28 protein-coding genes and 5 pseudogenes are annotated in these 25,924 nt (G+C 30.3%); 15 read left to right on the top strand and 18 right to left on the bottom strand.

Going from position 1 to position 25,924, the window contains the following annotated elements; translation table 11 throughout:
* Positions 1 to 272: 272 nt before the first annotated feature.
* The 3 genes from DN393_RS31280 (at position 273) to DN393_RS00090 (ending at position 2,425) form a co-directional block, all read left to right on the top strand.
* The gene (locus tag DN393_RS31280; RefSeq protein WP_179958481.1) at positions 273 to 419 is read left to right on the top strand and encodes a hypothetical protein; all 147 of its coding nucleotides are present in this window, start codon (positions 273 to 275) and stop codon (positions 417 to 419) included.
* A 219-nt stretch (positions 420 to 638) separates the two neighbouring features.
* Complete coding sequence (locus tag DN393_RS00085) at positions 639 to 1,220, top strand: DUF421 domain-containing protein (protein ID WP_149173100.1); 582 nt, start codon at positions 639 to 641, stop codon at positions 1,218 to 1,220.
* Positions 1,221 to 2,149: 929 nt separating this feature from the next.
* Positions 2,150 to 2,425 (top strand): hypothetical protein, encoded by a 276-nt coding sequence (locus DN393_RS00090; RefSeq protein ID WP_255449609.1) that lies wholly within the window; start codon positions 2,150 to 2,152, stop codon positions 2,423 to 2,425.
* A 41-nt stretch (positions 2,426 to 2,466) separates the two neighbouring features.
* On the opposite strand, the gene DN393_RS32320 is transcribed toward DN393_RS00090, so the two are convergent.
* From DN393_RS32320 to DN393_RS00100, 3 genes and pseudogenes are all read right to left on the bottom strand, one after another.
* Positions 2,467 to 2,643 carry a CPBP family glutamic-type intramembrane protease gene (locus tag DN393_RS32320; RefSeq protein WP_370458078.1) on the bottom strand — a complete coding sequence of 59 codons (177 nt, stop codon included), beginning with the start codon at positions 2,641 to 2,643 and terminating at the stop codon, positions 2,467 to 2,469.
* A gap of 82 nt (positions 2,644 to 2,725) precedes the next feature.
* Positions 2,726 to 2,896, bottom strand: coding sequence for a hypothetical protein (locus DN393_RS31285; protein WP_179958485.1), 171 nt, complete (start codon positions 2,894 to 2,896; stop codon positions 2,726 to 2,728).
* Between the two features lie 91 nt (positions 2,897 to 2,987).
* Positions 2,988 to 3,290, bottom strand: a pseudogene (locus DN393_RS00100) (peptide ABC transporter substrate-binding protein); the annotation flags it as partial.
* A 637-nt stretch (positions 3,291 to 3,927) separates the two neighbouring features.
* Here DN393_RS00100 and DN393_RS00105 point away from each other — a divergent pair.
* On the top strand, positions 3,928 to 4,692 hold the full coding sequence (locus DN393_RS00105) for a class I SAM-dependent methyltransferase (protein ID WP_149173102.1): 765 nt from the start codon (positions 3,928 to 3,930) through the stop codon (positions 4,690 to 4,692).
* A gap of 273 nt (positions 4,693 to 4,965) precedes the next feature.
* Here the strand turns inward: DN393_RS00105 and DN393_RS00110 are convergent, their stop codons facing one another.
* Positions 4,966 to 5,154 (bottom strand): hypothetical protein, encoded by a 189-nt coding sequence (locus DN393_RS00110; protein WP_149173103.1) that lies wholly within the window; start codon positions 5,152 to 5,154, stop codon positions 4,966 to 4,968.
* A gap of 529 nt (positions 5,155 to 5,683) precedes the next feature.
* Here DN393_RS00110 and DN393_RS00115 point away from each other — a divergent pair.
* The 5 genes and pseudogenes from DN393_RS00115 (at position 5,684) to DN393_RS00140 (ending at position 9,743) form a co-directional block, all read left to right on the top strand.
* Positions 5,684 to 5,914 (top strand): hypothetical protein, encoded by a 231-nt coding sequence (locus DN393_RS00115; protein WP_149173104.1) that lies wholly within the window; start codon positions 5,684 to 5,686, stop codon positions 5,912 to 5,914.
* A gap of 1,165 nt (positions 5,915 to 7,079) precedes the next feature.
* Entirely contained in the window at positions 7,080 to 7,553 is a 474-nt protein-coding gene (locus tag DN393_RS00125; protein WP_149173106.1) for a YbaK/EbsC family protein, read from the top strand.
* A 326-nt stretch (positions 7,554 to 7,879) separates the two neighbouring features.
* Positions 7,880 to 7,984: pseudogene (locus DN393_RS32325) on the top strand (TetR/AcrR family transcriptional regulator); the annotation flags it as partial.
* A gap of 236 nt (positions 7,985 to 8,220) precedes the next feature.
* Positions 8,221 to 8,598: a hypothetical protein gene (locus DN393_RS00135; protein ID WP_149173107.1), complete on the top strand. Its 378-nt coding sequence runs from the start codon at positions 8,221 to 8,223 to the stop codon at positions 8,596 to 8,598.
* Positions 8,599 to 9,122: 524 nt separating this feature from the next.
* A complete protein-coding gene (locus tag DN393_RS00140; RefSeq protein WP_149173108.1) occupies positions 9,123 to 9,743 on the top strand; it encodes a hypothetical protein in 621 nt (206 codons plus the stop codon).
* An 86-nt stretch (positions 9,744 to 9,829) separates the two neighbouring features.
* On the opposite strand, the gene DN393_RS00145 is transcribed toward DN393_RS00140, so the two are convergent.
* Positions 9,830 to 10,063, bottom strand: a complete 234-nt coding sequence (locus DN393_RS00145) for a hemolysin XhlA family protein (RefSeq protein ID WP_149173109.1) — start codon at positions 10,061 to 10,063, stop codon at positions 9,830 to 9,832.
* Positions 10,064 to 11,148: 1,085 nt separating this feature from the next.
* Here DN393_RS00145 and DN393_RS00150 point away from each other — a divergent pair.
* The 3 genes and pseudogenes from DN393_RS00150 to DN393_RS31805 all read left to right on the top strand — a co-directional run.
* Positions 11,149 to 11,526 carry a hypothetical protein gene (locus DN393_RS00150; RefSeq protein WP_149173110.1) on the top strand — a complete coding sequence of 126 codons (378 nt, stop codon included), beginning with the start codon at positions 11,149 to 11,151 and terminating at the stop codon, positions 11,524 to 11,526.
* Positions 11,527 to 12,816: 1,290 nt separating this feature from the next.
* Positions 12,817 to 13,182 carry a hypothetical protein gene (locus DN393_RS00155; protein ID WP_053514607.1) on the top strand — a complete coding sequence of 122 codons (366 nt, stop codon included), beginning with the start codon at positions 12,817 to 12,819 and terminating at the stop codon, positions 13,180 to 13,182.
* 317 nt (positions 13,183 to 13,499) lie between these two features.
* A pseudogene (locus DN393_RS31805) lies at positions 13,500 to 13,713 on the top strand (class I SAM-dependent methyltransferase); the annotation flags it as partial.
* A gap of 854 nt (positions 13,714 to 14,567) precedes the next feature.
* Here the strand turns inward: DN393_RS31805 and DN393_RS00160 are convergent.
* Positions 14,568 to 15,242, bottom strand: a complete 675-nt coding sequence (locus tag DN393_RS00160) for a carbonic anhydrase family protein (RefSeq protein WP_149173111.1) — start codon at positions 15,240 to 15,242, stop codon at positions 14,568 to 14,570.
* Between the two features lie 574 nt (positions 15,243 to 15,816).
* On the opposite strand from DN393_RS00160, the gene DN393_RS00165 reads away from it, so the two are divergent.
* Positions 15,817 to 16,542 (top strand): DUF421 domain-containing protein, encoded by a 726-nt coding sequence (locus DN393_RS00165; RefSeq protein WP_149173112.1) that lies wholly within the window; start codon positions 15,817 to 15,819, stop codon positions 16,540 to 16,542.
* Positions 16,543 to 16,745: 203 nt separating this feature from the next.
* Here the strand turns inward: DN393_RS00165 and DN393_RS32585 are convergent.
* Positions 16,746 to 17,384 (bottom strand): annotated as a pseudogene (locus tag DN393_RS32585) (cation:proton antiporter domain-containing protein); the annotation flags it as partial.
* Between the two features lie 336 nt (positions 17,385 to 17,720).
* Positions 17,721 to 18,215 carry a cation:proton antiporter regulatory subunit gene (locus DN393_RS00175; protein ID WP_149173113.1) on the bottom strand — a complete coding sequence of 165 codons (495 nt, stop codon included), beginning with the start codon at positions 18,213 to 18,215 and terminating at the stop codon, positions 17,721 to 17,723.
* Positions 18,216 to 18,847: 632 nt separating this feature from the next.
* On the opposite strand from DN393_RS00175, the gene DN393_RS00180 reads away from it, so the two are divergent.
* Together DN393_RS00180 and DN393_RS00185 are read left to right on the top strand one after the other, a co-directional pair.
* Positions 18,848 to 19,429, top strand: a complete 582-nt coding sequence (locus DN393_RS00180; protein WP_149173114.1) for a DUF421 domain-containing protein — start codon at positions 18,848 to 18,850, stop codon at positions 19,427 to 19,429.
* A 346-nt stretch (positions 19,430 to 19,775) separates the two neighbouring features.
* On the top strand, positions 19,776 to 20,288 hold the full coding sequence (locus tag DN393_RS00185) for a DUF3841 domain-containing protein (RefSeq protein ID WP_149173115.1): 513 nt from the start codon (positions 19,776 to 19,778) through the stop codon (positions 20,286 to 20,288).
* 56 nt (positions 20,289 to 20,344) lie between these two features.
* Here DN393_RS00185 and DN393_RS31775 read toward each other — a convergent pair whose 3' ends face one another.
* The 10 genes and pseudogenes from DN393_RS31775 to DN393_RS00230 form a co-directional block, all read right to left on the bottom strand.
* Positions 20,345 to 21,091 carry an SAR2788 family putative toxin gene (locus tag DN393_RS31775; protein ID WP_218944219.1) on the bottom strand — a complete coding sequence of 249 codons (747 nt, stop codon included), beginning with the start codon at positions 21,089 to 21,091 and terminating at the stop codon, positions 20,345 to 20,347.
* A 10-nt stretch (positions 21,092 to 21,101) separates the two neighbouring features.
* The gene (locus tag DN393_RS00195) at positions 21,102 to 21,956 is read right to left on the bottom strand and encodes a S8 family peptidase (RefSeq protein ID WP_149173116.1); all 855 of its coding nucleotides are present in this window, start codon (positions 21,954 to 21,956) and stop codon (positions 21,102 to 21,104) included.
* Positions 21,957 to 22,419: 463 nt separating this feature from the next.
* The gene (locus DN393_RS00200) at positions 22,420 to 22,713 is read right to left on the bottom strand and encodes an ArsR/SmtB family transcription factor (protein WP_149173117.1); all 294 of its coding nucleotides are present in this window, start codon (positions 22,711 to 22,713) and stop codon (positions 22,420 to 22,422) included.
* A 94-nt stretch (positions 22,714 to 22,807) separates the two neighbouring features.
* Positions 22,808 to 23,218 carry a disulfide oxidoreductase gene (locus DN393_RS00205; RefSeq protein ID WP_149173118.1) on the bottom strand — a complete coding sequence of 137 codons (411 nt, stop codon included), beginning with the start codon at positions 23,216 to 23,218 and terminating at the stop codon, positions 22,808 to 22,810.
* Positions 23,202 to 23,342, bottom strand: a complete 141-nt coding sequence (locus DN393_RS31810) for a hypothetical protein (RefSeq protein WP_255449614.1) — start codon at positions 23,340 to 23,342, stop codon at positions 23,202 to 23,204. The genes DN393_RS00205 and DN393_RS31810 overlap by 17 nt, the downstream gene beginning before the upstream one ends.
* 50 nt (positions 23,343 to 23,392) lie before the next feature.
* A complete protein-coding gene (locus DN393_RS00210) occupies positions 23,393 to 23,974 on the bottom strand; it encodes a hypothetical protein (RefSeq protein WP_255449615.1) in 582 nt (193 codons plus the stop codon).
* 26 nt (positions 23,975 to 24,000) lie between these two features.
* Positions 24,001 to 24,288: a hypothetical protein gene (locus DN393_RS00215; RefSeq protein WP_149173119.1), complete on the bottom strand. Its 288-nt coding sequence runs from the start codon at positions 24,286 to 24,288 to the stop codon at positions 24,001 to 24,003.
* 75 nt (positions 24,289 to 24,363) lie between these two features.
* Positions 24,364 to 24,564 (bottom strand): hypothetical protein, encoded by a 201-nt coding sequence (locus DN393_RS00220; protein WP_149173120.1) that lies wholly within the window; start codon positions 24,562 to 24,564, stop codon positions 24,364 to 24,366.
* 33 nt (positions 24,565 to 24,597) lie between these two features.
* Positions 24,598 to 25,238 (bottom strand): annotated as a pseudogene (locus tag DN393_RS00225) (thermonuclease family protein).
* A gap of 22 nt (positions 25,239 to 25,260) precedes the next feature.
* Complete coding sequence (locus DN393_RS00230) at positions 25,261 to 25,791, bottom strand: hypothetical protein (protein ID WP_149173121.1); 531 nt, start codon at positions 25,789 to 25,791, stop codon at positions 25,261 to 25,263.
* Positions 25,792 to 25,924 lie beyond the last annotated feature (133 nt).

A 25,924-nucleotide genomic window follows, 5' to 3' on the forward strand; every position in this document is an offset into this window, starting at 1 on the left:
CTTGATTAGATGGGTGATTTCTTCTGAAAATCCACTGTATAACATCTTTTATTCCTTCTGAGGTTTTTGATAAATGTTTTTGTCCTCTTGATTCCAAAACATCTAAAAGAGTGCTGCTAAATCTATTAAGTTATGAACGTATCATTGTTAGAATTATAAAACTTTTCAACAGGACAACAGATAAAATTTATTTTTCGATAAAGTAAATATAAAAGAGTTTTTTTAATATTTCAATTGTATGATAATACGTATAAACATTTAGGAGGTACAATATGAAACAACCTTTCCTCATCGGAATAAGTTTTAGTGACTATAAACCAGGTATGAAATTATGCTTGCACGAAGACTATGAGTCTATACAAAAAGATACCATATTATACTACGATTTAAATCAAGACCTGCACGTCTTATACTATTGATACTGAAAGACATCTCTATCCCTCCTAACAATTAAATTTCAAATTTAACTCTTTAAATATTTTCTCCTCCATATCGGATTCTTATTTAACCAAAATTCACATCCCAAAACACGCACCATAATTATGCGCAGAAATATACATAAGTAACATTATCCTGTGTAATAGTAACGTATATAGAACTTATACATTCTAAATTCAGAGCATTAAAGGAGAGAACACATGTATTTTATTGGCCAATCTTTTCTTTTAGTTTTATGTGGAATTTCCCTATTACGGATAGCTGGAAGAAAATCCATTTCACAAATGACATTAGCTCAAACGTTTATTATGATTTCAATTGGGACAATTATGGTTCAACCCATTGTAGACAAAAGCATAACAAAGGCTATTATAGGCGGTACTATTTTTGTGATCACAGGCATTGGATTAGAGTATTTACAACTGAAATACAACTCAATTGAAAGGTTCATCATAGGAAAGCCTAAAATCATCATAGAAGATGGTACCTTGCAAATAGAAAACTTAAAAAAACTAAGAATGACAGTAGATCAATTAGAAATGAAATTACGCAACAACGGAATCTCACGTATAGAAGATATTAAAACAGCAACTATAGAGCCAAACGGTCTATTGGCATATGAATTATATGAGGAATTAACCCCCTTAACTACCCAAGAATTCAAACGGATCATGAAATCTTGTGGATTTGATTCGCTAGAGTCCCATGAATCAAATCCACAAGATAATCTTTTCACAGAAATTAAAAAGCCTCAAAGAAATCAACACGACTTACTTAAATAAAGAATAATTAAACCGATATCTTTCTTTTTAAGGAATCAGCATATTTTATTTACTCTTTTCGTCAGTTCTCTTTCTATATGCAATTTACAACTAAAAATTAGTGGGAATTACATCTGAAATTAATCGACATTAAGTTTTGAATATTCCTTCAAATTAAGTTATACTAAGCTAAAGATACAAGTCTCCTTCAGGCTATGTTCGTTATAGAAACCATAATCATGCAACACGTTTGCGGTTTACTGCCCCTAATCAAAATCTTTTTATGTTATAATTTTATAGTGACAAGTCTCTTCTATGTACAAACACCTTGTCACTAATCTTCTATCGTTATCTTTTTCGCATCTTAAAAGAGCCATAATCCCAAACATTGGGGATTATGGCTCTTTTTTCTGTTCTTTACTACCAATAGATAAACCGAAATCAATATTTAATGTATTCCTCTCTTCTCCCAAACGCTCTTTATTCCCAAAACTAAATTCACATGTACAGAGTCTAGAAACAAATGTAAAACCGTTAACGACCTCAAACCGTCAACATGTGAAACATTCCATACAAACCCTGTCCGACTTCATCTATCTGTGTTTGCATATCTACTTAAAGACCTCTTAATCTTCCATCAAAACGAAAAAGCAATAATTGCTAACTGTACGGTACACACCTATAAACTATCCAATTTTTCATAAACAGATTAAAAAACATTCAAAACCAACCTAAAACTATTAAAAACTGAATCACTAATATCTAACTAATTTACTACATTGATTGCTGTTAGTAATCAATCTAAAACTGAAAGGAAAAGTATACAAATGAAAACAAACACTTATTCAAACGAAACGAGGAACTCAAACATGCACCTAGTTAGCAAATACGCACACATACTCTTCGAAATAAAATGTGAAACAGCTATCAACGATGAATTCTGTCACGAAATGGAGAATATTTTAGACGATAGCGAAACTGTTTTTGCAGAAATTAAACGATTAACTTTAACCGTATTTGCAATGGGATACATACAAGTTTCTAGAAGATTAAACCAAAATCCCAACAAACAACAACCTATCATTTTAAATGAGAATATTTATAGTAGGATTTTAGTAAACGATACCGATTTAAGGAAGCGTGAACACAAAATCAAGATAAGACGCAAAGAATTGGAGCGTTTCATTTTAGATTTTGGAAACATCTTAAAAAAACTAGCGTTATAATATATAAAAAGAATCCCTACATTTTATTGTAGGGATTCTTTTTATATCAGGTTCATAACCGTTACATAATTCACTAAAACATGAGTCATAATTGGAACAATAATTCGGTCCGTTTTGTAATACAAATAAGAAGTGACCAGCCCCATAATTATATAAATAGGTATATGGGTAAGTTCACCATGTACAATGGCAAAACACAAAAGGACTAGATAAACCACGAACGAAATGTATCGAACTGTTTACTTGTAATTTTCAAACGTTTTTTCCATTCATCCCTAGTTAGGAAGATAATAATACCTATTACAAAAAATCTATAATTAAATTCACATAACCCCTCACCAATAACTTACCGTTTGTCATTGTTTCAAACATGTCTATTTTCATTAACCCTTTAACTATAAAATCACTACCCAGCCATAAACTGAACCAGGCTAAACCAATCATCAAATACTCTCTTTTGATTGTCTTCACCACTGTGACCACCTTATCAATTTTCGTGCTTACCTACAAAACATCTAAAAATAAAACGAAGAAAAGCGACTTTGATATAAGCCACTTTCCCTTACTTCTTAATTTCCGCCCATTTAAAATTAAATTCCCCACCAAAATCAGTAGTCACAATACCCTTAATAGAAGAACGTTGTAAGTATGAGCGCCCCATTTGATAAAAAGGAGCCACAGCTACATCTTGAAGCAAGATCTTCTCCGCTTGTTTCATCGCTTCCCAACGTTCTTTTTCATCACCGGCCAACTCATTTTTGGCTTTATGTATTAAATCATCATACTCTTCGTTTGAATACTTATCAAAGTTATAAGTACTGTCTGTTGTGAATAAAACTAAAAATGTAATCGGATCAGCAATATCGAGATCAATATACTATTTACTAAAAAATATTCTTGCTTAAAATATGAAAATATCCCAAAAAACATTTAATTAATATATACTGAATGTAAAACAAAACCAAATAACAACACTAAAAAATACCCAAAAATAGGAACCCTCTTCTCCTGACGGTCAATTAAAAATTCTTCTTCATTTTTAATATCTTACGACTTAATTATCCCTAGTAAGGACTAAGAAAAATAACAAAAAAATCGAAACTTATCCAAATCCTCAACGAATATTAGCAACAGATAGGAATGATAAGTTATTCGTTGTAGAGTTAAAACGAAATGTTATTTCAATACATTTAGATTCTAAAATAATAGAAATACTACTTTTCTCCAGAACTAATATACATATATCTTAGCTCGATGATACTAGAATAACACCGTATTAAAAAGAAAATTAAAAACTTATATGAATTTCTATTTTTTATAAATAAAAGTTGAATAAAAAGAATATTCAGTTATAATATTATTATATCTTATTGAAGGCGAGTGATTTACTATGACAGTCAGCTCTTTCCAATCATCAATTAAATTTAGAAAACGGAAGGGTTAATATTAGAAATTTCTTTTATTAAAAGTCTTCCGTACACAAAAACGGAGGGACACACTATATGTTTAGTTATTACAGTACACTTTGTACCGAACTCTATGATTTCACAAAACCTGTAGGGTACTCATTAAACGGTGATATTGAATATTACCAAGAACGGTTAAAATCTTGTCAGGGACGTATTCTTGAAGCAGCAGTTGGTTCAGGACGTTTGCTTATACCACTTCTTGAGGCTGGATATATACTTGATGGCATTGATTATTCTCCAGAAATGTTGAATTCTTGTCGTAAACGTTGTGAAGAAAGAGGATTAAACCCTAATTTATATAAAGCGAATTTACAGGAATTTTCATTGCCATTTAATTATGAAGCGATTATTATTCCTACGGGTTCCTTTTGCTTAATTGAAGAACGAGAAGACTCTCTAGACGCATTGAAATGTTTTTATAAACATCTTCTTCCAGGTGGGCGTTTAATTATTGATCTTCATTTACCTCGCGATTGGAAAACAGGTGAGATTTCTACCTCAACTTTTTCTCTACCAAACGGAGATGGAATTACGCTGGAAAGTAAGGCAATTGAAATGGATTGGCTCAATCAACTTACTATATCCTACATGAAATATGAAAAATGGAGTCAAGGAAAGTTACTCCAAACCGAGTTGCAGCGTTTTGCATTACGTTGGTATGGAATCGAGGAATTTAAGCTTATTTTGGAAAATACCGGTTTTTCTGATATTACATGCTCTGCTAATTATATTTATGGAAAACAACCATCGGCTGCGGATCAAATCATTACTTTTGAAGCCAGAAGAAAAAATGCTTGATATATGAGGAATCTTGTACAATTGTTTCCTTACTTACAATCCATGTAACTTAATAAAAAAACGAATTCCTGTAGAGTTTATTTCAGGTGTAAATTTTCAAACAATCTAAAGTTAGTCTATACAAAACTAGAAATGCATCGTCTGAAATTCAAATCCATAAATTTAGCTTAATAATACTGTAGCTGGATTCCTATAAGCTACAGTATTATTATATTACACTCAAAATAAAGTATTAACATCTGCTTCATATATCATATCCCTATTGTAATTCTATTAGCTTCCTATTACAGCACTGGTAATCAAAATATATAATCCTAATATAAAAAGCACTGCTGCAAGAGAAATCATTGTCCATAAACTTTTCTTATTTACTCCATTTTTATGTAAAAACCAAACAATTACTCCTGGTGTAATCAAAAGTAACAGTCCTCCCAAAATCATTAAAACAAAATCATCTATCATTAAACGTCACCTTTCACCCTTATTTTCTACAACTTTAGCTTTTCAAAGGTTTTAATGTACTTCTGCTAATTCCAATCATTCTTTCCACTTTTTTTATATAAACGATCTTTCAATAACATTAAGAGTATGTTCTATTTGTTCCTTATTATATTTATTTGGTATCCTTTGTTAAAATTAGAATTCGACTTTGCAATCACATTTTCTTCGTTCATATATTATACAATTCTATCACCCTTTCCACTTCCTAAAAAGCACTCACAATCTTAAGTATTAACCTAGCTGTGGGTGTATCTTCTATTATTCTCATGTTTATTACATTTACATTAATTCCCTATTCAGATAACATTTTAATTGTACAGATGGTATTTTCAACCTTACGAGCAAACTAATATAATTTTTTCATCATACATCACGTTACAAATTTGTGTTTTTTATTAGGTTTATGTCGCTTTTTTTTGTGATTTTAAAAGGTAACTCCATTATATAAATAGAATTGTGTAATATAACCAACTATGTAGGAGGTCTATTTATGAAATGGATTTATAAATACGGAGAACCTATTATTATTTTTAATTTTTTTGTTTCTTTATTCATCTATTATCAATTCCAACAAAATATATGGTTAATTTTCTTTTTGACAATAAATTTTTTCTTTTCTTTATTTCTTGTACTACATAACCGTAGATGTACTTATTTACAAAATAAATCTCAAAACATTCACTCTCCTCAAAAACGTAATCTAAATGAAAAAAACACATGATATTTATCTACTTCATGTGTTTTTTTCACTACCTTCTACATCTTAAAAAATAGCAGGTATATATTGTTATAAGACTCTACTTTCAAAATTATAGTTATTCATATGTCAATGTATGCTTTACAAAAAAATACAATTTTATTTTTAATAGAAGGAGTGATATATATTATAGAATATTATCATATATTTTTATTTGTAATGACAAGTATAATTATGCTTTTGTATATTCAACATGCAAAAATACCTACGGTGAAAAATAAATATAAGGTTTTCATAGCCATATTTTTATTTTTTTTCATTAATTATGTGTTTATAAAATATTTGTAGCACGGCGCCAAATCCCTAATAAATTGATATATCAATCAGTATCTGTTTTAGCAACCTAATTTGTATTGTAATTTAAGTACTACTTTATATTTATATCATAAAAAAACATTTATCTGTCTGTTATTATTCTACAATACTGAATTACGTAAAGCTTGTCTTTTATTTTTTAGGCCCCTATAATTCCTCTAGATATTTACTAGCTTGAACAATACTCCACATCCAGATTATAATTAGTATTACCAACAAAATCATTTTAGTATCGGGATAATAGATAGAAACATAATGAAACTTAACGCATAAGAATCCTATGACAATTAAAAAGATCATAAAAATTTTAATAGTTTCAGGGTCACCACTCCCTATCATTTCTCTTATTATAAAGGGTATTAGCTTGGTTAGCTCATGAATTTTTTAATTTATGCTCAATAGCATCCTGTCCATTATATTCTTCAAGTAAGCATATAGATTAAACCCTATAGGGGAGATCACGCTCATTTTAACCTTGTTATACTCTAAGAGATTCTCAAAAATCAAAAACATAATCTGAATTGAGTTTTTGATTTAAAGATGAGTTTTAAGAAACCCTGCAAGCTATTTTCAACTTATTTAAAGTTAAAGTCCCTTTGTCTCAAATACCTATATTTGTTGACGTTTTTTTGGCCAACATTACTACCAATATTACTTAATACAATTCGATGGACAATTTCTACCGCAATTCTTATTTACCTGTTAACGATCCAAAAACAAAAGGAAATTTAATTATAAATTATTAGTGACAGTAGGTAGTCAACATATATGCACGAACACAATTGAAAATTTTATGCAAAGGAAGGTCTGTAAAATGGCATTAGAAAAAGTCATTTCCTATTTCAAACAATATGGTATGGAAGATAGAATCATTGAGGTAACAGAATCTAGTGCAACAGTTGAATTAGCAGCAAAAGCATTACAATGTGAACCTCAAAGAATCGCAAAAACTTTATCTTTTCAAATAGATGATCGTGTTTTAGTAATAGTAACTGCAGGTGATGCAAAAATTGATAATCGTAAATACAAGGAACAGTTTGGGGCTAAAGCAAAAATGGTTGATGCAAACCAAGTGGAAGGGTTAATTGGTCACGCAATAGGTGGTGTTTGCCCGTTTGCTGTAAATAAAGATGTAGAAGTTTATTTGGATGTATCACTACAAAGATTTATAACTGTCTTTCCTGCTTGTGGTAGTGTAAATAGTGCTATCGAATTAACAATAAAAGAACTAGAAAAACACTCAAAATATTTAAATTGGATAGATGTTTGTAAGGGATATGCAAACTAGTATGGCAAAACACAAAACCTTGGACTTTGTCCAAAGCTGCTAGGGAATTCTTCCTTATCCCCCGCCTTAATTACAAATATTTATGTATATTCTGTTCTTAGTTTTCAAATTTGATGGCCGCTAATACTTATTGCGTGATTCGGTTCCATTGCTACACATACGCCATAATTCCCTTGAAATCACAATCTCAGCGATAATATTTCGCCTGTTCCAGAAAAAAGGTTCCTGGTTGCTACTGTATGAAAAATCACGATTTCCTTTATTTTTCATGAACAGTCGTATTTATTTAATCACGGGTATACATTTCTTATCTTATAAATGTATTTATGGTTGAATTAGCACCTCATGATGAGAGATTTGAAATTTTGACTAGAGAACATCAAATGTACCTCACCGTCATTTTCCAAGAGACGAGCGAACGAGAAATCCAGTAACGTGATGTATGATGATAAAATTATTTAAGTTGATGGGCATGTGGCGGTACCCGATTGCTATTATATGTGACATTAAATTTCCTCGTATGCATGGTTTTAAAAGGACCTGTCTCCCACATCAGGTTCCTTTTAATTTGTTAATTAAAAAATCCACGCTAAACTAGACTCATATACTCACACCATCCCTTCTAGACGAGCATAAGATGTACTAACGAACGAAAGGGGGTCATATTATGGGGTTTGGTTTTGGTGGAGGTTGTAACTGTAACAGATGTAATAATCATAGAGAACAGCCTAGAAGAGAAGAAAATCGAAATGATAATAACAATAACGGTAGCCCAGAATTGTTACAATTTTTAAGAACATTAACTCCTGGAACTTGTCTTGTTATTCAGTATGATTGTCAGCCACCTACAAGTGCAACATTCCAAGGGTTCCAAGGTAACAAGGTAATCATCCTTTCGGATTTTGATTGTTTCCCTGGATTAGCGCGTATTGCAATCAATAAAATTAACGTAGTTTCTGTAAATTCTCCTGATTGCAGCCGTTTCTGCTGTAAACGTAAAAAATGCGATCATCATCACAGTCTTTGTGATGAATATGATATCTAAAAATTAAAAAATCAGAAAACAAATTCTTTTAATTTATAAGCTTACTTTTGCAAGAAAAACACCTATTAATAAAAATAGGTGTTTTTCATTTGTATTTTTTATTGAAATAAGCAATAATAACAAACCAATTGATAAATACAAACATACAATACTGTAAGGGACAGCATCCAAATGTTCCAAACACCAGTGCCAAGAGATAAAACTACGAACTATTTCTTGGCACTTTTTATATAAAATTAAAATAATTTTTTTCAAATTGTATAAGCTTATTTACATACTATTAAGGAGCTATTGATCCTTAAAATCCACCAACAGCTACACCTATAATTTACCCGCGGAATAAAAGTAAAATTCTATAATTCTTCCTCTTAGTATTAATAGCAAAATGAATCTATTTACATGTATTTCTTACTTCTCCTTTAAATTCATTTCCTATAGAATATTACCATTTTTATCCAATCTATTATTATAAATCTGTATATACTATTAATAAAATAAAATAATATTATAAAGGAGTTATGCTAATGGAAACTACCAATGGTAAACCTTATGTAAACACTAACGAAGGAGTATTTACTTCTATAAAATTACAAGAAGCTATTGATCAGGCTTTTCGAATACCTGTATTTTTAAGCACAGTAAATACCTTAAATCAATTACAACAACAATTTTTAGATCGACTCATTTTAGAAATTGAGCAAGCCCTTTTATTCCCTCCTACAATTCCTCGAAGTGATCTATATCCTGAAACTCCATTAACAAGTATACGACGAATGATATTATCCAGTTATGGTTTAGTTGCGATAAATTTCCAAAGATTTTTTGTCCAAGGGATTAGAACAAATGTGGGAGCATTCCAACCTACAGAACCAGTTTGGGAAGGAACTCCTTTTTCGCAAATTGAACCTTCCATGGGGTATCAATACGGACTTCCCTTATTATTAATAAGAGAGACTGGAACTGATAATAACAGAGGCGTTTGGCAATTGGGAAATGCCCCATTCTTAATTTTAGAATGGAATTCCGAGACTCAATCCATAGATTCATTTTTTAATAGTGTTTCATGGAGACAATTTTTTGCTAATTGGATAGGTCATGTAAGAAATGCTTATTATATTGAAACAGAACCACAATTTAAATACTAATTTATCTTTTATACAAACATAAGAATTAGTAAAAAAGAAGTCAAATATAGTCATTAGACTTCTTTTTTTAATTAAAAATAGGGTTTTTACATAAATCCTTTCATTAATATACCAAGTAATCCTGTTAACAATCCACCTACAATTAAACGCAAAATCCACGTTGTATTAGCACTTATTTTTTCTAATTGTTTATTAATAGTTATAATCTCCTTTTCATTTATTAATATTCTTGACTCTAAATTTCTTATCTCACGTTGTATGTCTTTTTGATCTAATTTTAATTGTTCGAGTTTGTTTTTTAGCTCTCGAAGTTCCTCCATACATAATACCCCTTTATTAAGCTTGTCTTATATTATTTCAAATAAAAGTTACTTAATATTTATATGCAGCTTAAATTATTAAGTATAGATTTTCTTCTTATTTTCATTTTTTATTATCTATTAAATAAAAAAAAGTCCTGTAAAATTGAAACATAGAATTTTACTCGTTTACACCCATACGTATGCAGTCTTGCTTTTTCATTTTTGCTTCCAATACTACTGAATTAGTTTTCAAATGATGATATTTTTGCATTAAAGCGGATGTTAGGAAATCTTATTCAAGTCCTCCACCACCAAGATATTGTATTAGGTAAGTCGTACGTCCTTGAGGAACAGACATTGGAGGAATCGGGCGATTATAATAATTTAAATTGTTATATTCAATATAGTCATACATTTTCTCGCCTCTTAAAATTATCCATTTGGACTTGATATATTAACGCCCCATTTTTTAGCTCGATCAAATCTACTGATATGCTTATTTTTCATAACAAAATTATAAATTTAAATCCTTATCAATAATGGTTTTGGATGTAAATAAAAAATAAGAAGTCTCTACAAGAGACTTCTTATTTTTTACAAACAACATTGTTTTGTCAAATATACATTTTAATGTCCAAAAACAAAACCCATCTCTCTTTCATTGTAACCTGTAAATTAACTTTTTTGTTAGAAAAAAACAAAAATAATCATTTATCAACATTTTTCACATTTATAATTGAGGTAAACTTAAATGATAACAGTTTGAATTTTCTGTTTTTTTGGTTATGATAAAATATAAGAGACAAACCTCCTTAAGGCTGTCAGATAGTAATAAATTTCACACCTAAAAAACCAGTTTCTATACAATGAAATTGGTTTTTTATATGTTATCAAGCCTACACATTGGGTTATGTATTAGTAGTATACTCTAAATTCAAATCATAATAAAGTAAACAAAAAAAGCTAATTAACACAGAAAAAATAACATAATGGAAGATTTTTTAATTTAAATAAAAAATTTACTCTTAAACTAGACTCATATACTAACACCATCCCTTCTAGACGAGCATAAGATGTACTAACGAACGAAAGGGGGTCATATTATGGGGTTTGGTTTTGGTGGAGGCTGTGACTTTAACAGATGTAATAGTCATAGAGAACAGCCTAGAAGAGAAGAAAATCGAAATAATAACAACAATAATGGTAGCCCAGAATTGTTACAATTTTTAAGAACATTAACTCCTGGAACTTGTCTTGTTATTCAGTACGATTGTCAACCACCTACAAGTGCAACATTCCAAGGGTTCCAAGGTAACAAGGTAATCATCCTTTCGGATTTTGATTGTTTCCCTGGATTAGCGCGTATTGCAATCAATAAAATTAACGTAGTTTCTGTAAATTCTCCTGATTGCAGCCGTTTCTGCTGTAAACGTAAAAAATGCGATCATCATCACAGTCTTTGTGATGAATATGATATCTAAAAATTAAAAAATCAGAAAACAAATTCTTTTAATTTATAAGCTTACTTTTGCAAGAAAAACACCTATTAATAAAAATAGGTGTTTTTCATTTGTATTTTTTATTGAAATAAGCAATAATAACAAACCAATTAATAAATACAAACATACAATACTGTAAGGGACAGCATCCAAGCGTTCCAAACACCCATGCCAAGAAATAAAACTACAAACTATTTCTTGGCCCCTTTTACATAAAAATAAAATAAATTTTTCCAAAATGTACAAGCTTATTTACGCACTATTCATAGTATACTATTAAGGATTTATTAATCCTTAAACTCCACCAATAGCTTCACCTATAATTTACCCACGGTATGAAAGTAAAACAGAGTGATATATATCACTCTGTTTTACTTTCATGTAACCTTTAATATATTTTTTGATATGTTAAAAAAAAAACTTATAATAACCCTTTCACTACCTCTTTATAAATATCGTTTCAAATTGTATATGAGCAGTTTTTCAAATTTTTTATCTCTTGTTACTTTATATAGACAAATTTGTTCATTTCTTCGTACATTTGACTGAGAAAGCTTGAATTATATACAACAAACCCTAATTAATATTCGTTCATTTATTTTTAAAAAATTCACCTTTAAATTAAACAAGCATATAGTATGGTATGGAGGTTCCCCGCTCATAGGAATCTACCTTTCTATATAAAAGCACACTAATAAGTGTGCTCTTCTTTATTTACCATAAAAAGAGCAATTTTTTCACATTTCTATAAACATAAAAAACATAAACGATACAAATTTATAAATTCATTTATTGATTAAAAATAGGTGTTTTTCTTTATTAAATTAAACAATAATAATAAACCTTTTCTTCGTACAAACATATAATAATGTAAGGAACAGCATCCAAATGTTCCAAACACCCATGCCAAGAAATAAAACTACAAGCTATTTCTTGGCCCCTTTTACATAAAAAACAGAACTAATGTTCAAAATATACAAGCTGCTTCATACGTTACAAAAATTAATTATTAAAGAGACTCTAAAAAAATATCCCTTTCTTTCTTAATACTATTTATGCTATATTTTTCATTCTATAATTCACCCACCTATTCTCTTCCTCAATCAAAGGTTATGAGAAAAAGAGAAATCACATTAGAATTAACAAAAAACACAAAATATTAAACCTATTTTTTCTCTACATAAAAAATCCTAATAAAACTAGACTTATATCCCCTCACAATTCCTTTCAGACGAGCATAAGATGTATTAACGAACGAAAGGGGGTCATATTATGGGGTTTGGGTTTGGTGGAGGCTGTGACTTTAACAGATGTAATAGTCATAGAGAACAGCCTAGAAGAGAAGAAAATCAAAATAATAACAATAACGGTAGCCCAGAATTGCTACAATTTTTAAGATCATTAACTCCTGGAACTTGTCTTGTTATTCAGTACGATTGTCAACCACCTACAAGTGCAACATTCCAAGGGTTCCAAGGTAACAATGTAATCATTCTTTCGGATTTTGATTGTTTCCCTGGATTAGCACGTATTGCAATCAATAAAATTAACGTAGTTTCTGTAAACTCACCTGATTGTAGTAATTTCTGCTGCAAACGTAAGCATTGCAGAGACTGTGATCATGATTATGAGGTTTAGAAGAATAAAATTAAAATAATGAAATACCTTTCTTTTAATTTATAAGATCCTTTTGCAAGAAAACACCTATTAATGAAAATAGGTGTTTTTCTTTTCTATTTCTATACTTATTTTCTATAACCAAAAAACAATATTAAAACTGCATAATTAGTTTCTTCAGTTTGTATATACCCTTGATATCTCTTATTGAAGCGAGGAATTTACTATGATAATCTGTTCTTTTCAATCATCAATTAAAATTAGAGGACAGAAGAGGTAATATTAGATATTCCTTTTATGAAAAGTCTTCCGTACACAAAAACAGTGGAACAAATTATATGTTTAGTTACTACAGCACATTTTGTACTGAGCTCTATAATTTCACAAAACCTGTCGGGGATTCTTTAAACGGTGATATTAAATATCCCCCCCATTGAACGGTTAAAAACATGTCAGGGACGTATTTTTGAAACGATAGCTGGTTTAAAACGTTTGATTATCGTTCTTCATTTACCTCACGATTGGAAAGCAGGTGAGATTACTACTTCTCCCTAACTGCATAGATATAAAACGATGTAGATTATTTTCTCCTTCTTTATCAAGATCTACAAAAAATATTCAAGAACTATTCAACTAGGAACATCCTCATCTGAGATTTAAATTCATAAATTTAGCTTAATATAGCAGTTATGTAATACAACCAAATATGTAGAAGATCTATTTATAAAATATATGGTTAATTTTTTTTAACAGTAAATTTTTTCTTTTCTTTATTTCTTGTACTACACAACCGAAACTATACTTATTTACAAAATAAATCTCAAAACATTTGCTCTCCTCAATCATCCTTTAGGTGTTTACTTACTTGAACAATACTCCATATCCAGATTACAATTAATATTAATAACAGAATCATTTTAATTTCAGGATAATAGATAGAAACATAATGAAACTTAACGCATAATAACCCTATGCCAATTAAGAAGATCGTAAAAAATTTTAATAGTTTCAGAGTCATCACTCCCTATCTTTTCTCTTATTATAAAGTATATTCCCCTGTGCTCATCAAAAATTTATTTCAATAGACATGCGATGCTCCCTCTTATAAACCTATTCAGCAAATTGAATTAATTATATTTTCTACAATGTCCCAAATTATTATTATAGTTTTCTTTTACTTTTTCCATAGTATCCCTTAACTTCATTTTGTATTGTCTAAAAACTATTAGTTTTACATACACGTGTATGTAACAAAATATAAACGACACAGTAATAACTGTCACAACTTCGAGTTCTAGCCAAGAATGATTTCTTTGAAATTTTCAATTATATGACGGCTATAGAAACTAAAAAGAGATATATTGTAGATGAATCTACAATATATCTCTTTATTCAAAATGTTATTATTAGTAAAGTAATTTAACTTTCTTTTTTAATACTTTTCGTTCATTTAATTTCTGAGGCTTTCTCACACTATAATGATAATGTTCTTTAAAAATGTTCAATTGCTCTTGAGACATCTCTATTGACGTTTCAAATACATACCATTCTACGTTTTCTTCGCAATTACCTGTAGTTAAAGATCCTAAATAGTGATAATATACTGTTTCTGATGGTATTAATTGTTTAATATCAATATCTATTGGAGATGTTACTTTTTTATTTATGAGTTCTAAGATTGTTTGCAGAGCAGCATTTTCACACCCGATTTTAAAGAAAATACTGAAAGCAGCTATTCTATCAACTTGGCTTCTGTGTACTAAGTGAAGCTCCATTTTATAACTTTGTCCTTTTATAACGTGTTCATTTCCACCTTCGTTTTCATTTTCTTGACCAACATGAAAATGAAATTCCTTTAACTGGAATTCTCTTCCATTTATAATAGCATATCCGCTTCCATCATTACAAATTTTAAGTTTCTTTTCATTGTCATTGTCATTTATTGATAAAAATGTGCTATCATAATTGAGTATAATATCACCCTTATCTTCCATTTCCATAGCATAATCAGGTTCAATACAAATAGGTGATTGAAAATTCCCGCTATTACAAATACTGAATTTTGTCGATTTAGACTTCATAGCTAACTCCTCTTCATTTATCCATTTTAAAAAAATGTTGAATTTTCAATGCTAATCATACATAAATGTACATTAAAAGAATATCCGAACAATATTTAAATCATATTATCATTCAGAATTATAAAGAATCTATAATGATAATACTGTACAATATTTTTAGAGTTTCCTTTTTAAGACTCTTTAAACATATGAATTGAATTAGAATTTTCTCCCTCAAAAGCTAAGGATAAAGCAACATTATATTGATATATTTTAATATTAAATAATTAAGTATAGTTTTCACAATTAAGAAATAAGTTATTTGTTATTTCGATTGTTATTTTTCACCACTTTCAATGACATTATACGTAATAATTTTAATATTTAGTGCTAAACCTCTTGAACTGTATAATATAAGCTGCATCTATTTAATTTAGCATAGGAACGTATTATCACAAATACATATTCCCCTCCTTCACAATCCAATATTCAATATCTCTATTTTATAAAATCGAAATTCTCAGTATTTATTATTCAAAGATGGGAATTGTAATAACAAATAAAAATTATTTAAAGTCCTTAGAGAGGTGTATCCATGTTAGAACTATTAAAAGACGTGGCTCTAGTATTAGGAAGAGTAGTGACTATCTTGCCATTACTACTCTTTGTCACATTATTTATGGGAAAACGAGCAATCGGAGAATTACCTGTATTTGATTTTTTAATTATCATAACATTAGGCGCCGTTGTAGGGGCTGATATAGCTGATCCTGATATTCATCACCTTCCAACAGTCATAACAATAATTGCAATTGGTATTTTACAAAAAATTGTTACCAGCTGGAAAATATCCAACCGGAAATTAGGGGCGTTACTTACATTTGAACCAACAATTGTAATTCAAAACGGAAAAATACTAAATCAAAACTTAAAAAAAATACGTTATTCCATAGACAATCTTCTCCAAATGTTAAGAGAAAAAAGTGTATTTAATGTGCAAGACGTTGAAATAGCAATTATTGAAGGAAACGGTTCATTAAGTGTACTAAAAACCTCCTCAAAAGATACAATTACACGCGAAGATATGAATATCAAGAAAGCAAATCCTATTATTTCTTTTCCAATCATTATAGAAGGAAGGATTTGTGACACAGTTTTACACGAGTTTAACATAGAAACAACGTGGTTACTTCAAAGATTATCACAACAAGGAATTGATGATTTAGACACTATCTTCTTTGCTACCATTAATCATAATCTCGAAATTCATATTTCTTTACGAGATGAATCCAATATAAAGCTTCTTCCAATAATACATTAGTTAATATAGCCTTCTATGTTGTCATATTGTTAATCACCTCTTTATACTCGTTATGAGACATTAAAATAATCCTAATAAAGTTATTATTGTACTTTATTAGGATTATTTTATTTTTAAGTACTGCTAATACGTATTATTTTTTATTCAGTATGCCATAATTAACTTAATAAATATTTATTAAGTTCTTCAAACAATTTCTATACTTATTTCCTGTATGTAACAACGGAAAATCCCTTAATTATAGATAGGCTAAGCACATATAATGCTAAAAATGTTTTTAATACTGAAAGTAGTCCGCCCGCTATACCAATATTGGCCATAATAACTAAAAACTCTCCTCTTGATACAATTGTCAAACCTGTATCCGTCGATGACTTATGAGACAATCCAGCTTGTCTCCCTGCTACAAAGTTACCAATAATTATAAGAAGAACAGTATTTAACATTAACTATATTGCTCCACCTAACGAAAAAGGATCTAGACTTAATCCGAAACTGAAAAAAATGGCTCCGAAAAGTTTCTAAATGGAACGACAAGATGTTCAAATCGATCGCTATCCTCTGTCTCAGAGAAAACTAATCCTAAAAGAAGAGAGGCATAGATCCTAAGGCAATTCGAATTGAAGTAAGGGCACTCATGATTCGCCAAGAACTAAACCAGAACCGACTGCTAATTATGCAGTAAGGAATATATCTTCCAACTTAATAATCTCTAAAATTTATTCGTTTTCATTATTACCAGTTCTTCTTAAATCAACTAACACTTTTGCAACAATAACACTAGTAGCAATCGGAATAATTCACGCAATAATTAAGATTTCCAGTATCGGGAATCCTATTATAAATCAGTATAATAATCCAAGTGAAAAGTTAATTACAATTTAGGCTGTTCCATCAATCGTAATAGAATGCCTGATTTAATTAGTTTTTCATTGTAAATTCTAATCCTATATAAAAAAAGAAACAGAACGCTGATTCTTCCAAAGGAGGAGATGACACTTTCGCTCTCTATAAATCTGAAATCGATAACACCTAATAGAGGTGCATGCGGCCACACTAACACACCAGTAACAATTAGGAAAGGAATTAATGAGAATTTTAATTTCCCGCAACCAATGCACCGCTGGCTATTAAAATTAATGCTGTACCTACTTCAAAATTAGAGTGTCAACTTAATATCACCCTTCTCTATTTGAGAATAACGCATGTGTTATTTTTTTAATTTCTTCTCTCTTACCAGAAACTACGAGCATATCCCCTTCTTCAAGAATAGTTTCTGAACCTGGATTAAGTAGTTTTCGCATATTCTTTTTCATAACAGCAATTATGGTCACATTGTATGACTTCCTTATTTGAAGATCACCAATCGTTTTTCCACTTGCTAGAGCTGTACTCTCTACTTTAAACCACTCAATTGCTAAACCTTCACAAATCATCTCAACATTTTCTAACGCCTTTGGCTTATATATCATTCCACCTAATATTGCTGCGATTTCTCTTGCTTCTAAGTCATGTAGCGAAATACTAGAAATACCCTCCGTATGATCTGAATCCAAATGATACATGTCTCTACGACCATCATCATGAATGACTATCACCATTTTTTCGTTCTCTTTTGTAACAACTTGAAATTTATAACCAATACCAGGTAATTCACTTTCTTTGATTTTCAATATAACCTCCCCTTTCTAAAGACTAAATTTTCAGAATTATAACCGTATCTAATTCAATGTTTCTTCTAAGAAATATATTTCAAAAACTCTACCAACTCTGGATACTTATGATTCGGAAGCTTCTTATTATAAAAATAGGTAGCTGTTAAAAAAATACAACTGAAGTAACAATAAAGAAAATAATACTTTTCGTTTTCATAATGGCAAGACTTACTTTCACTAAAGGTTCTTCTATCACATATATCTCTCCGTTCTATTATCAAAACTATTATTTTTATAATACTCACATGAGAACTACTACATTAATTCAACCCCATGACGTTACTTAATTGTATCATAATAACATTTTAAGTAACCATTTAATTTAAAAATATATGAAATATTCAAATTTCGAATTATATTGTGTAAAATCTGTCCGTATTTAACCTTTACTTCCAGCTCTTTCTGTGATATTAAAAATTCGGATAGTTAATAATATTGTTTTTTCGGCTTGATTTAAAATTAATACATAATAAACCATAATACGTACCATAATTATATGTAAACGAGTATATAAGTAACTTTATCATACACGTTAATAAAGCAACTAGAACTTATCCATCCTAAAATTGTGGTATTAAAGGGGCTAAAACATGTATTTTATTGGGCAATCCTTTCTTTTAGTATTATGCGGTATTACACTATTACGAATAGCTGGAAGAAAATCTATTTCACAAATGACGTTGGCTCAAACGTTTATCATGATTTCAATTGGTACCATTATGGTGCAACCGATTGTAGATAAAAGTATGATAAAAGCTGTCATAGGCGGTATTATTTTCGTGATTACAGTTATCGGATTAGAATATTTACAACTTAAATGCAACACATTTGAAAGGTTCATTATAGGAAAACCTAAAATCATCATAGAGAATGGTACCTTACATATAAAAAACTTACAAAATTTACGAATGACAGTAGATCAATTAGAAATGAAATTACGTAACAATGGAATCTCACGTATAGAGGATATTAAAACAGCAACTATAGAACCAAACGGTTTATTGGGATATGAACTATATGAAGAATTAACTCCATTAACTATCAAAGACTTCAAAATGATTATGCAGGCTTATGGGTTTGATTCATTAGAGTCTTATAATCCAAATAAACAAGAGAACATTTTTGAAGAAATTAAAAACCCTCAAAAAAATAAGCATGACTTACTTAAATAAACATGCTCCTTTCAGGCATTTAAAAGTAGTATTTTTTCTCTCTAATGAGGCTAACTCCAAATTGAAAAGATCGAGTCCTTAACTTACTGGACCGGTTTTTTCAGTCTAATATTTACTTCAAATACAAATTTTCCAATCTGCTTTTTTCAAATCTTGAAAAAGACATAATCCCACTGGTTAAGGATTGTGCTTCTTTGGTCTTCTTTAGATAAAATTCATATATTTGGAGAGGCATTCTTTTATATCTCTTTTCAATTTGAATAGGCAAAGACACATAAATGTTATATATTAAAGTGAAATGATACATTGAAGAATACTATTAATCTTTTAAACTTTTGGAGGAACTATGAGTATATTTTGGACTATTCAATCTGTTGAGAAGTGGAATGAAGTTAAAAGTATAGGTTACTTTACTGGTGCATATGATCATGTTTGGCCCGAATTTATAGAACCGTATCAATGGATGATGCAACAAATGAATTTAAGAGTTAAAAACTATACTCAAGAAGGTTATCCTATATGGCTATGGACTAATAGGCCGGACTTAAGGAGATGTGGACATTTAGGTAAGGGAGAACGCGGTGTTTTACTAAAAATTGATATTGATGATGAAAGAGTCCTTTTATCCGACTTTGAAGCATGGCATTTTGTATTGGATGGCGTTTACTGCAACATTGAAGCAGAAGAAGATAACAATCTTGATTTATCACCCGAGTCAATACAGAAAAGTTGGGAAAAAATTTTCGATTTAAATTATTTATATAATCATCCTGAATGGGGTAATTGTATTATCCAAGGAGTAACTAGTAAGGTTTTTCTACATGAAATTACCCTTGTAAAAGAATTTACCTCCCGATAAATAAATTTAAAGAAATAAATAACAGGTGACATAAAGTCACCTGTTATTTATCTTTATCAGACTATAGCATTTTCTACTGATTTCTTAATACTATTATAAGTTCCCTTGGCTAATTCCTTATGCAAAGGAACAGTAAAAGTATTACCATTAGGCCCCTTCATAGTCACATGACTACCTTTTTGTCTTACTTCCTCAAATCCTACTTTTTTAAGCATCTTAATAAGATCTTTACCACTAATAGTTTTTGGCCATTTAAGTTGCGATAGGACCGCTTTCTTTACTTGTTCTTTACCGTAATCTTTAATTGCTTTTTGAATAGCCTTTTTAGCTATTAATCCTAGAATTATAGGTACAAGTGGAGCGGCAGAAGCTTCTAATTTTGTTGAATCCAACAAATATTCTTCACCTGTTTTTGTATCTGTTAAAGTTGCAATAAATACTTCATCTTTAATTGCATGAAGTTTCATATCATATTCATAATTAGAAATTTGACCATTCTCATCTGTAACTGCACCTAAAACTGTAATTTCGTGATTCTCTTTATTCAAATCTACTTCTGCATTAATTTTGAGGTTTTCTTCTTCTATACTTGTTTCAAGCGTAAGCATTTGCTCATTTTCTTCTTTAATATTAACTAATACATTTTCAGAAACTTGCATATTATACTGTTCTTCTATTTCTTTTTCAGCAGTATCTAAGTCAATTACTGTTGGAGTTGCTTCATCTGCCTGTACAGTTAAATCCTTTGGAAAAACCATAAATGTCATAGTCAATGCTAATAATAAACTTAAAAATTTCTTCAATAAATACACCTCATTTTTTTTTTATTAATGCTCCATAACCGTAACTACTATCAAAGCCGTCAACACCTAGATCTTTTGAAAGATTAATTAATAACTCTTTCACTCTAAAGCGGTCTATATCTTTTCCTTTAGAATTCAATTCGGACGCTAACAATTCAGCTATGTAATTTGAAACATAAGCCGCAGCAAAAGAAGTGCCACTAAATTCGGAATAGCCTCCATTCTTATCAGTTGATAAAATTTTTTCTCCAGGTGCAACAAAATCTATTTTCCCTTTCGCCGCTGAAATAGGCCTTTTGAAATTCTTGTCAACTGAAGAAATAGAGATTACATCTTTGTATTTAGCTGGATAATCCACGCCAAAACCAAATGTGTTACCAGAAGCAGCTACAACAATAATTCCAGAATCAATAGCTTTATTAATCGCTTTTTCTAATTCTGGATAATGTACTTGGACACCAAAACTTATATTCATAATGTCAACATCTTGTTTAATACACCATTCAATTCCCTTAATAAACTCTTTTATTTCACCTTTTCCCGTTTCACTTAGAACTTTAACATCATACAGTTCTATATTATTTGATAATTCTGACGTATTTTCGGTATTTTGATTGAGAATTATACCAGCAATTGGAGTACCATGTCCGAATACATCTTTATTAGAGTCCTTAGGATTAATCGCATTGAATTGTTTTACTATTTTCCCAGTTAACGCAGGATGATCTTCCTTAATACCACTATCTACTATAGCCACCTTGATTTTTTTATTATTAGTAGAATTTTCTTTCGTTTGGACATTATATAAAAAAGAAAAGATAATACCGATAAGAAAAATTATCAAGTAAGCATATAGCTTTTTCATTCGCACCTCCTCCTTATATTTTGTACTCTATCAAACGCTATATTACAGCATTTGAATTAAGTCACATCCACTATATAACGAACATTAAATTTAATCAATTCTAAATAGAAAGAAAATACCTTAAAATTACCTTAAATAATGCATTTAGTTATTTGAATTCTGTAAACATCATCATTATGTTAATGAAGTAAGTACCCTATACCAAAATGTATAAATTAATATAAAGCTTATAAAGTATATGTTAATTTATACATTTTATAAGGAAAGGATTTTTACACCATCAATAATTTTTGGAAATCTTATTGTATAAAATTGTAATGGTTCTTTTAACTATGGAAGATAAATGTTTGCTATACTAAATTCGCACAAATATATGCAAAATCACAAATAAAATAAGGGCAGCCTGGCATAGCTTCCCTTATTTCATATTTATTCTCGTAATCTGCTATTTAATTTAAGTTATTTATAAACCTAACACACTAACAATCTGACACGCCTTAGAATTCACAATATGATAATACATCTCTAATCCCTTTCTTTCTGCACGAAGAATTTTCCCGCGCATTTTAGATAGATGCTGAGATACGGTAGATTGAGGTATATTTAATAGCTCTGTTAACTGTGTTACATTGCAAATCTTACGATGTTCTAACTCTTTTACAATTTGTAACCTAACTGGGTGAGCCATGATCTTAAGTAATTCTACATCTGCCTCTGAAATTTTGTTCATTTCTTTATTTAGTTGCATTGTTGTCATTTTTATTAACTCCTTAATATTTATTATTTTGATTTTAAATAAATTTGTTTGTGTTTAAATTTATAAAGTTCATACTTATCATTCTGTTTGACTACTACTTACTATCCGGTTTTATATATAAAAATACTATAATAGCTAAAAATCCAACAAATGATAGCATAGGTATCGAGATGAAACCAAATAAATTTAAGTAATCTTCTGTACAAGAAACTCCTACTGAACAAATCTTCATCTCGCTAACAGGAAACGCTTGAATTGTAATTTGATATACAGATAACATTAAACCGATACACGCAAATGGAAATGCATACGTGCTGACATGAGGATCGTTTCTATACATTCCTATCCCCAATATTAATACTAATGGATACATGGCCATTCTTTGGTACCAGCACAAATCACATGGCGGCAGCTTCATCCATTCACTGAAAAACAAACTAATTAACATTGCACTAGTAGCTATCATCCAGGCAATAACGATGTGGTACTTACGAATCAATTCCATTTTTGTTCCCCTCACACGATTTTAATTGCATACTATATTTTTCCCCAAGCATATACGCTTCAATTTGTTTTCGGTGTTCCATGTTCATGAAATCCACTTCAAAAGTAGTGTTATGGTTTGCCATATCAAAAAATCTTTTACTTACATACTTTTCTAAGTCCGTTCCTCTTAATTTCAGAAAATCATTTTTGGATAAATAGATAAATATCTCATTATATGGCGCCATATCCCCTGAGAATTGAATGGAGACGAATGGAGTCCATTCAAGCTAGTCCATATCACCAAAATTAAATGTCCACTCTTAGTCATAGCCTCAAACGTATGTCCATCATCTATCGGTATAAAATACGTACTTGTCTTTTGAATAAAATCTAGTAGCACATAATGATCGTGAGACAACGGCTTTCTTATTCGATTTATTAACTGTTTCATTCGGGTACTCACTGTTTCTATTACTTCAGATTTAGTTGCTAGTATATGGATAATAGAATCCTTTGCTTGTTCATCGAACACCGACTGAAAGTTTGCATGTGATAGCATCTCGTGTTGATATGTTTCATCCTGTAAAAATCTTAATATAGTTTCATGACTGTATGCTGGTTCAACATGTGAAAGACAATCTATGAGTTTTCGTAAAAAATCTTTTACATGCTTATATTCTTCTCTGGAATAATCCGTACAATAAGTTCCGACATACTGAATACCTGGTGAATTAGAAAAACGAAAATACTGTTCTAAAGATTTTATATCAAGCATGTGATATAACCTCACTTATTATCAATTTAGAATGTCACTAACTTATTTCCGTATTTGGAATAACCGGTTTCAATGGATAGTATCCAATCATTTAGGTCTTCCCAATCATATCCCTTATCTTTTAACTCTAGCGGAAAGCAAACCTCAAAATCGTCACGCATTCCATACATAGTTTCTAATGCTTTTTCTAGTGGACCGAATCCATATACAATATGTGTTTTTACTCGTTTATTTTTCTTTTCTGCTACAGCCAAATATACATATCGTCTTTCTTTTGCTAAAACAAACTTCAAGAACCCTGGTATTTGACTCATCTACATCTTCCCCTTTCAGTTTTCCTTACTCTTTTCATTTGTATATGAGTAAGGAAAACTGGCGCTTATACAGTATTAATTCAATAGATGTCTCATTCTTTTGCTTTGAAAATACAAGAATACAATCATCATGAAAATATTTATTACACCAGCTGCCGCTCCAACTTTCGAGATAACATATACATATTCATTACCATTAAACGGCAATAAACTTAGAAAAATGAATACAGATGAAATAAAAAAAGATAAGAGCATATTTCTTTTGTTCCCATTCACTAATGAAACCTCCTTTTTGAATAAGTATTGGCATTAAGCTGCATCATTACGGTTATAATGCCGGTTCTTTTCATCAACAAATCCTTTAATGCTCCACACACCAGCCTTTAATTCTTTTGCTTCTTTTTCTGCTTCTAGCATTTCAGGTAGAAATGTAGTATTAGGTCTAGAAATATAGGCTATAATCCCATAACCCGACTTGATCATTAATTCGTTGATGTGTATTCCATCACAAAATACATAAGCCAATTTCCTACCGTATTTGTCTTCTTTTGTTCCCCGATCATGAACCAAGGTTACGCTTTTCCCTTCTAGCTGTTTCTTTAAAAAGGAAGAGGCTTCTTTTCCCATCTTTTGTGGAGGGATTTTTTGAGATACAGACTCAGGGTATCCAATAACAGTAACCTTACCGTCTGTTTCTTCCCCTTTACGTTCACGTCTATCGTATCTCCGTCCTTTATATGTAATACCTTCCCTTTAACAGTCTCTAAGTCTTTTATTTTCCCTTTATAAGCTTCTGGAATACCAACAATACCTTTCCCTTCTACGGGCTGGTGTATTCCTTTTTGTACTGTTTGGGCAGGTTTTGAATCATTCGTTTGCGTCGAGCTGCATGCTGTTAACCCCACAATGCAGGAAGAAATTATACTTACTTTTATTAAAAACTTAATCATAATAAGCACTCCACTTTGATTCTCATAAATTACCCATCTCTATTTTCCCTGCATAGTTTACTTTCCAATACTTAGTAATAAATTTTTCATATTCCATATGCTCTTTTTCTGTATAAAACTCAAGTGCGTCGAGTTCCTGGTGCCGATATTCTTCAGATAATGTAGGGTATAATATCCCTTCGTAGTTATTAAGCATTTCTAAAACAGTTGTCCTCTCTTCCTCATGCAACTGTTCTTCATTCGCGGAAACCATACAAAAATAACCTATATTCCAATACTCTACTTTTACCGATTGTGATAGTAGTAAAATAGCATTAATGAGTTGCAATATTTCAACTTTCTCATTATTATGTAATTGCAATTTACCCATTTCTAATCTTTTTCGTATATCGCGTAATATTTCAGTATTTAATAAAGGGCCCGCTGAATCTTGACCGGACCATATGTTTTCTATCTCTTTCATATGGTTCACTCTTCTATATTTACGCATCTCATCTTCAATTGATGAAGGTATGGATAATGTCATCTCTCCACCTGCAAAGCGCTGAAACATATCGACCTCTCCTTTTTCGAACAAATAAAAAAGGACACACCTATAGCATGTGTATGCGTAGGTGTGTCCTTTTGCAAGATAGTTTTAGAAGTATTTTGCTACTTTTATCATACCATAGTTCTAATTAATTTTA

The organism is Bacillus sp. BPN334 (assembly GCF_008368885.1).
In the GTDB taxonomy this organism is placed as follows: Bacteria; Bacillota; Bacilli; order Bacillales; family Bacillaceae_G; genus Bacillus_A; species Bacillus_A wiedmannii.

Excerpts from the sequence above, each read along its gene's own strand:
- DN393_RS31280 (WP_179958481.1), top strand. The coding sequence starts at position 273 with ATGAAACAACCTTTCCTCATCGGAATAAGTTTTAGTGACTATAAACCA.
- DN393_RS00085 (WP_149173100.1), top strand. The coding sequence starts at position 639 with ATGTATTTTATTGGCCAATCTTTTCTTTTAGTTTTATGTGGAATTTCC.
- DN393_RS00090 (WP_255449609.1), top strand. The coding sequence starts at position 2,150 with ATGGAGAATATTTTAGACGATAGCGAAACTGTTTTTGCAGAAATTAAA.
- DN393_RS00105 (WP_149173102.1), top strand. The coding sequence starts at position 3,928 with ATGTTTAGTTATTACAGTACACTTTGTACCGAACTCTATGATTTCACA.
- DN393_RS00110 (WP_149173103.1), bottom strand. The coding sequence starts at position 5,154 with ATGATAGATGATTTTGTTTTAATGATTTTGGGAGGACTGTTACTTTTG.
- DN393_RS00115 (WP_149173104.1), top strand. The coding sequence starts at position 5,684 with ATGAAATGGATTTATAAATACGGAGAACCTATTATTATTTTTAATTTT.
- DN393_RS00125 (WP_149173106.1), top strand. The coding sequence starts at position 7,080 with ATGGCATTAGAAAAAGTCATTTCCTATTTCAAACAATATGGTATGGAA.
- DN393_RS00135 (WP_149173107.1), top strand. The coding sequence starts at position 8,221 with ATGGGGTTTGGTTTTGGTGGAGGTTGTAACTGTAACAGATGTAATAAT.
- DN393_RS00140 (WP_149173108.1), top strand. The coding sequence starts at position 9,123 with ATGGAAACTACCAATGGTAAACCTTATGTAAACACTAACGAAGGAGTA.
- DN393_RS00145 (WP_149173109.1), bottom strand. The coding sequence starts at position 10,063 with ATGGAGGAACTTCGAGAGCTAAAAAACAAACTCGAACAATTAAAATTA.
- DN393_RS00150 (WP_149173110.1), top strand. The coding sequence starts at position 11,149 with ATGGGGTTTGGTTTTGGTGGAGGCTGTGACTTTAACAGATGTAATAGT.
- DN393_RS00155 (WP_053514607.1), top strand. The coding sequence starts at position 12,817 with ATGGGGTTTGGGTTTGGTGGAGGCTGTGACTTTAACAGATGTAATAGT.
- DN393_RS00160 (WP_149173111.1), bottom strand. The coding sequence starts at position 15,242 with ATGAAGTCTAAATCGACAAAATTCAGTATTTGTAATAGCGGGAATTTT.
- DN393_RS00165 (WP_149173112.1), top strand. The coding sequence starts at position 15,817 with ATGTTAGAACTATTAAAAGACGTGGCTCTAGTATTAGGAAGAGTAGTG.
- DN393_RS00180 (WP_149173114.1), top strand. The coding sequence starts at position 18,848 with ATGTATTTTATTGGGCAATCCTTTCTTTTAGTATTATGCGGTATTACA.
- DN393_RS00185 (WP_149173115.1), top strand. The coding sequence starts at position 19,776 with ATGAGTATATTTTGGACTATTCAATCTGTTGAGAAGTGGAATGAAGTT.
- DN393_RS00195 (WP_149173116.1), bottom strand. The coding sequence starts at position 21,956 with ATGAAAAAGCTATATGCTTACTTGATAATTTTTCTTATCGGTATTATC.
- DN393_RS00200 (WP_149173117.1), bottom strand. The coding sequence starts at position 22,713 with ATGACAACAATGCAACTAAATAAAGAAATGAACAAAATTTCAGAGGCA.
- DN393_RS00205 (WP_149173118.1), bottom strand. The coding sequence starts at position 23,218 with ATGGAATTGATTCGTAAGTACCACATCGTTATTGCCTGGATGATAGCT.
- DN393_RS31810 (WP_255449614.1), bottom strand. The coding sequence starts at position 23,342 with ATGGCAAACCATAACACTACTTTTGAAGTGGATTTCATGAACATGGAA.
- DN393_RS00210 (WP_255449615.1), bottom strand. The coding sequence starts at position 23,974 with ATGCTTGATATAAAATCTTTAGAACAGTATTTTCGTTTTTCTAATTCA.
- DN393_RS00215 (WP_149173119.1), bottom strand. The coding sequence starts at position 24,288 with ATGAGTCAAATACCAGGGTTCTTGAAGTTTGTTTTAGCAAAAGAAAGA.
- DN393_RS00230 (WP_149173121.1), bottom strand. The coding sequence starts at position 25,791 with ATGTTTCAGCGCTTTGCAGGTGGAGAGATGACATTATCCATACCTTCA.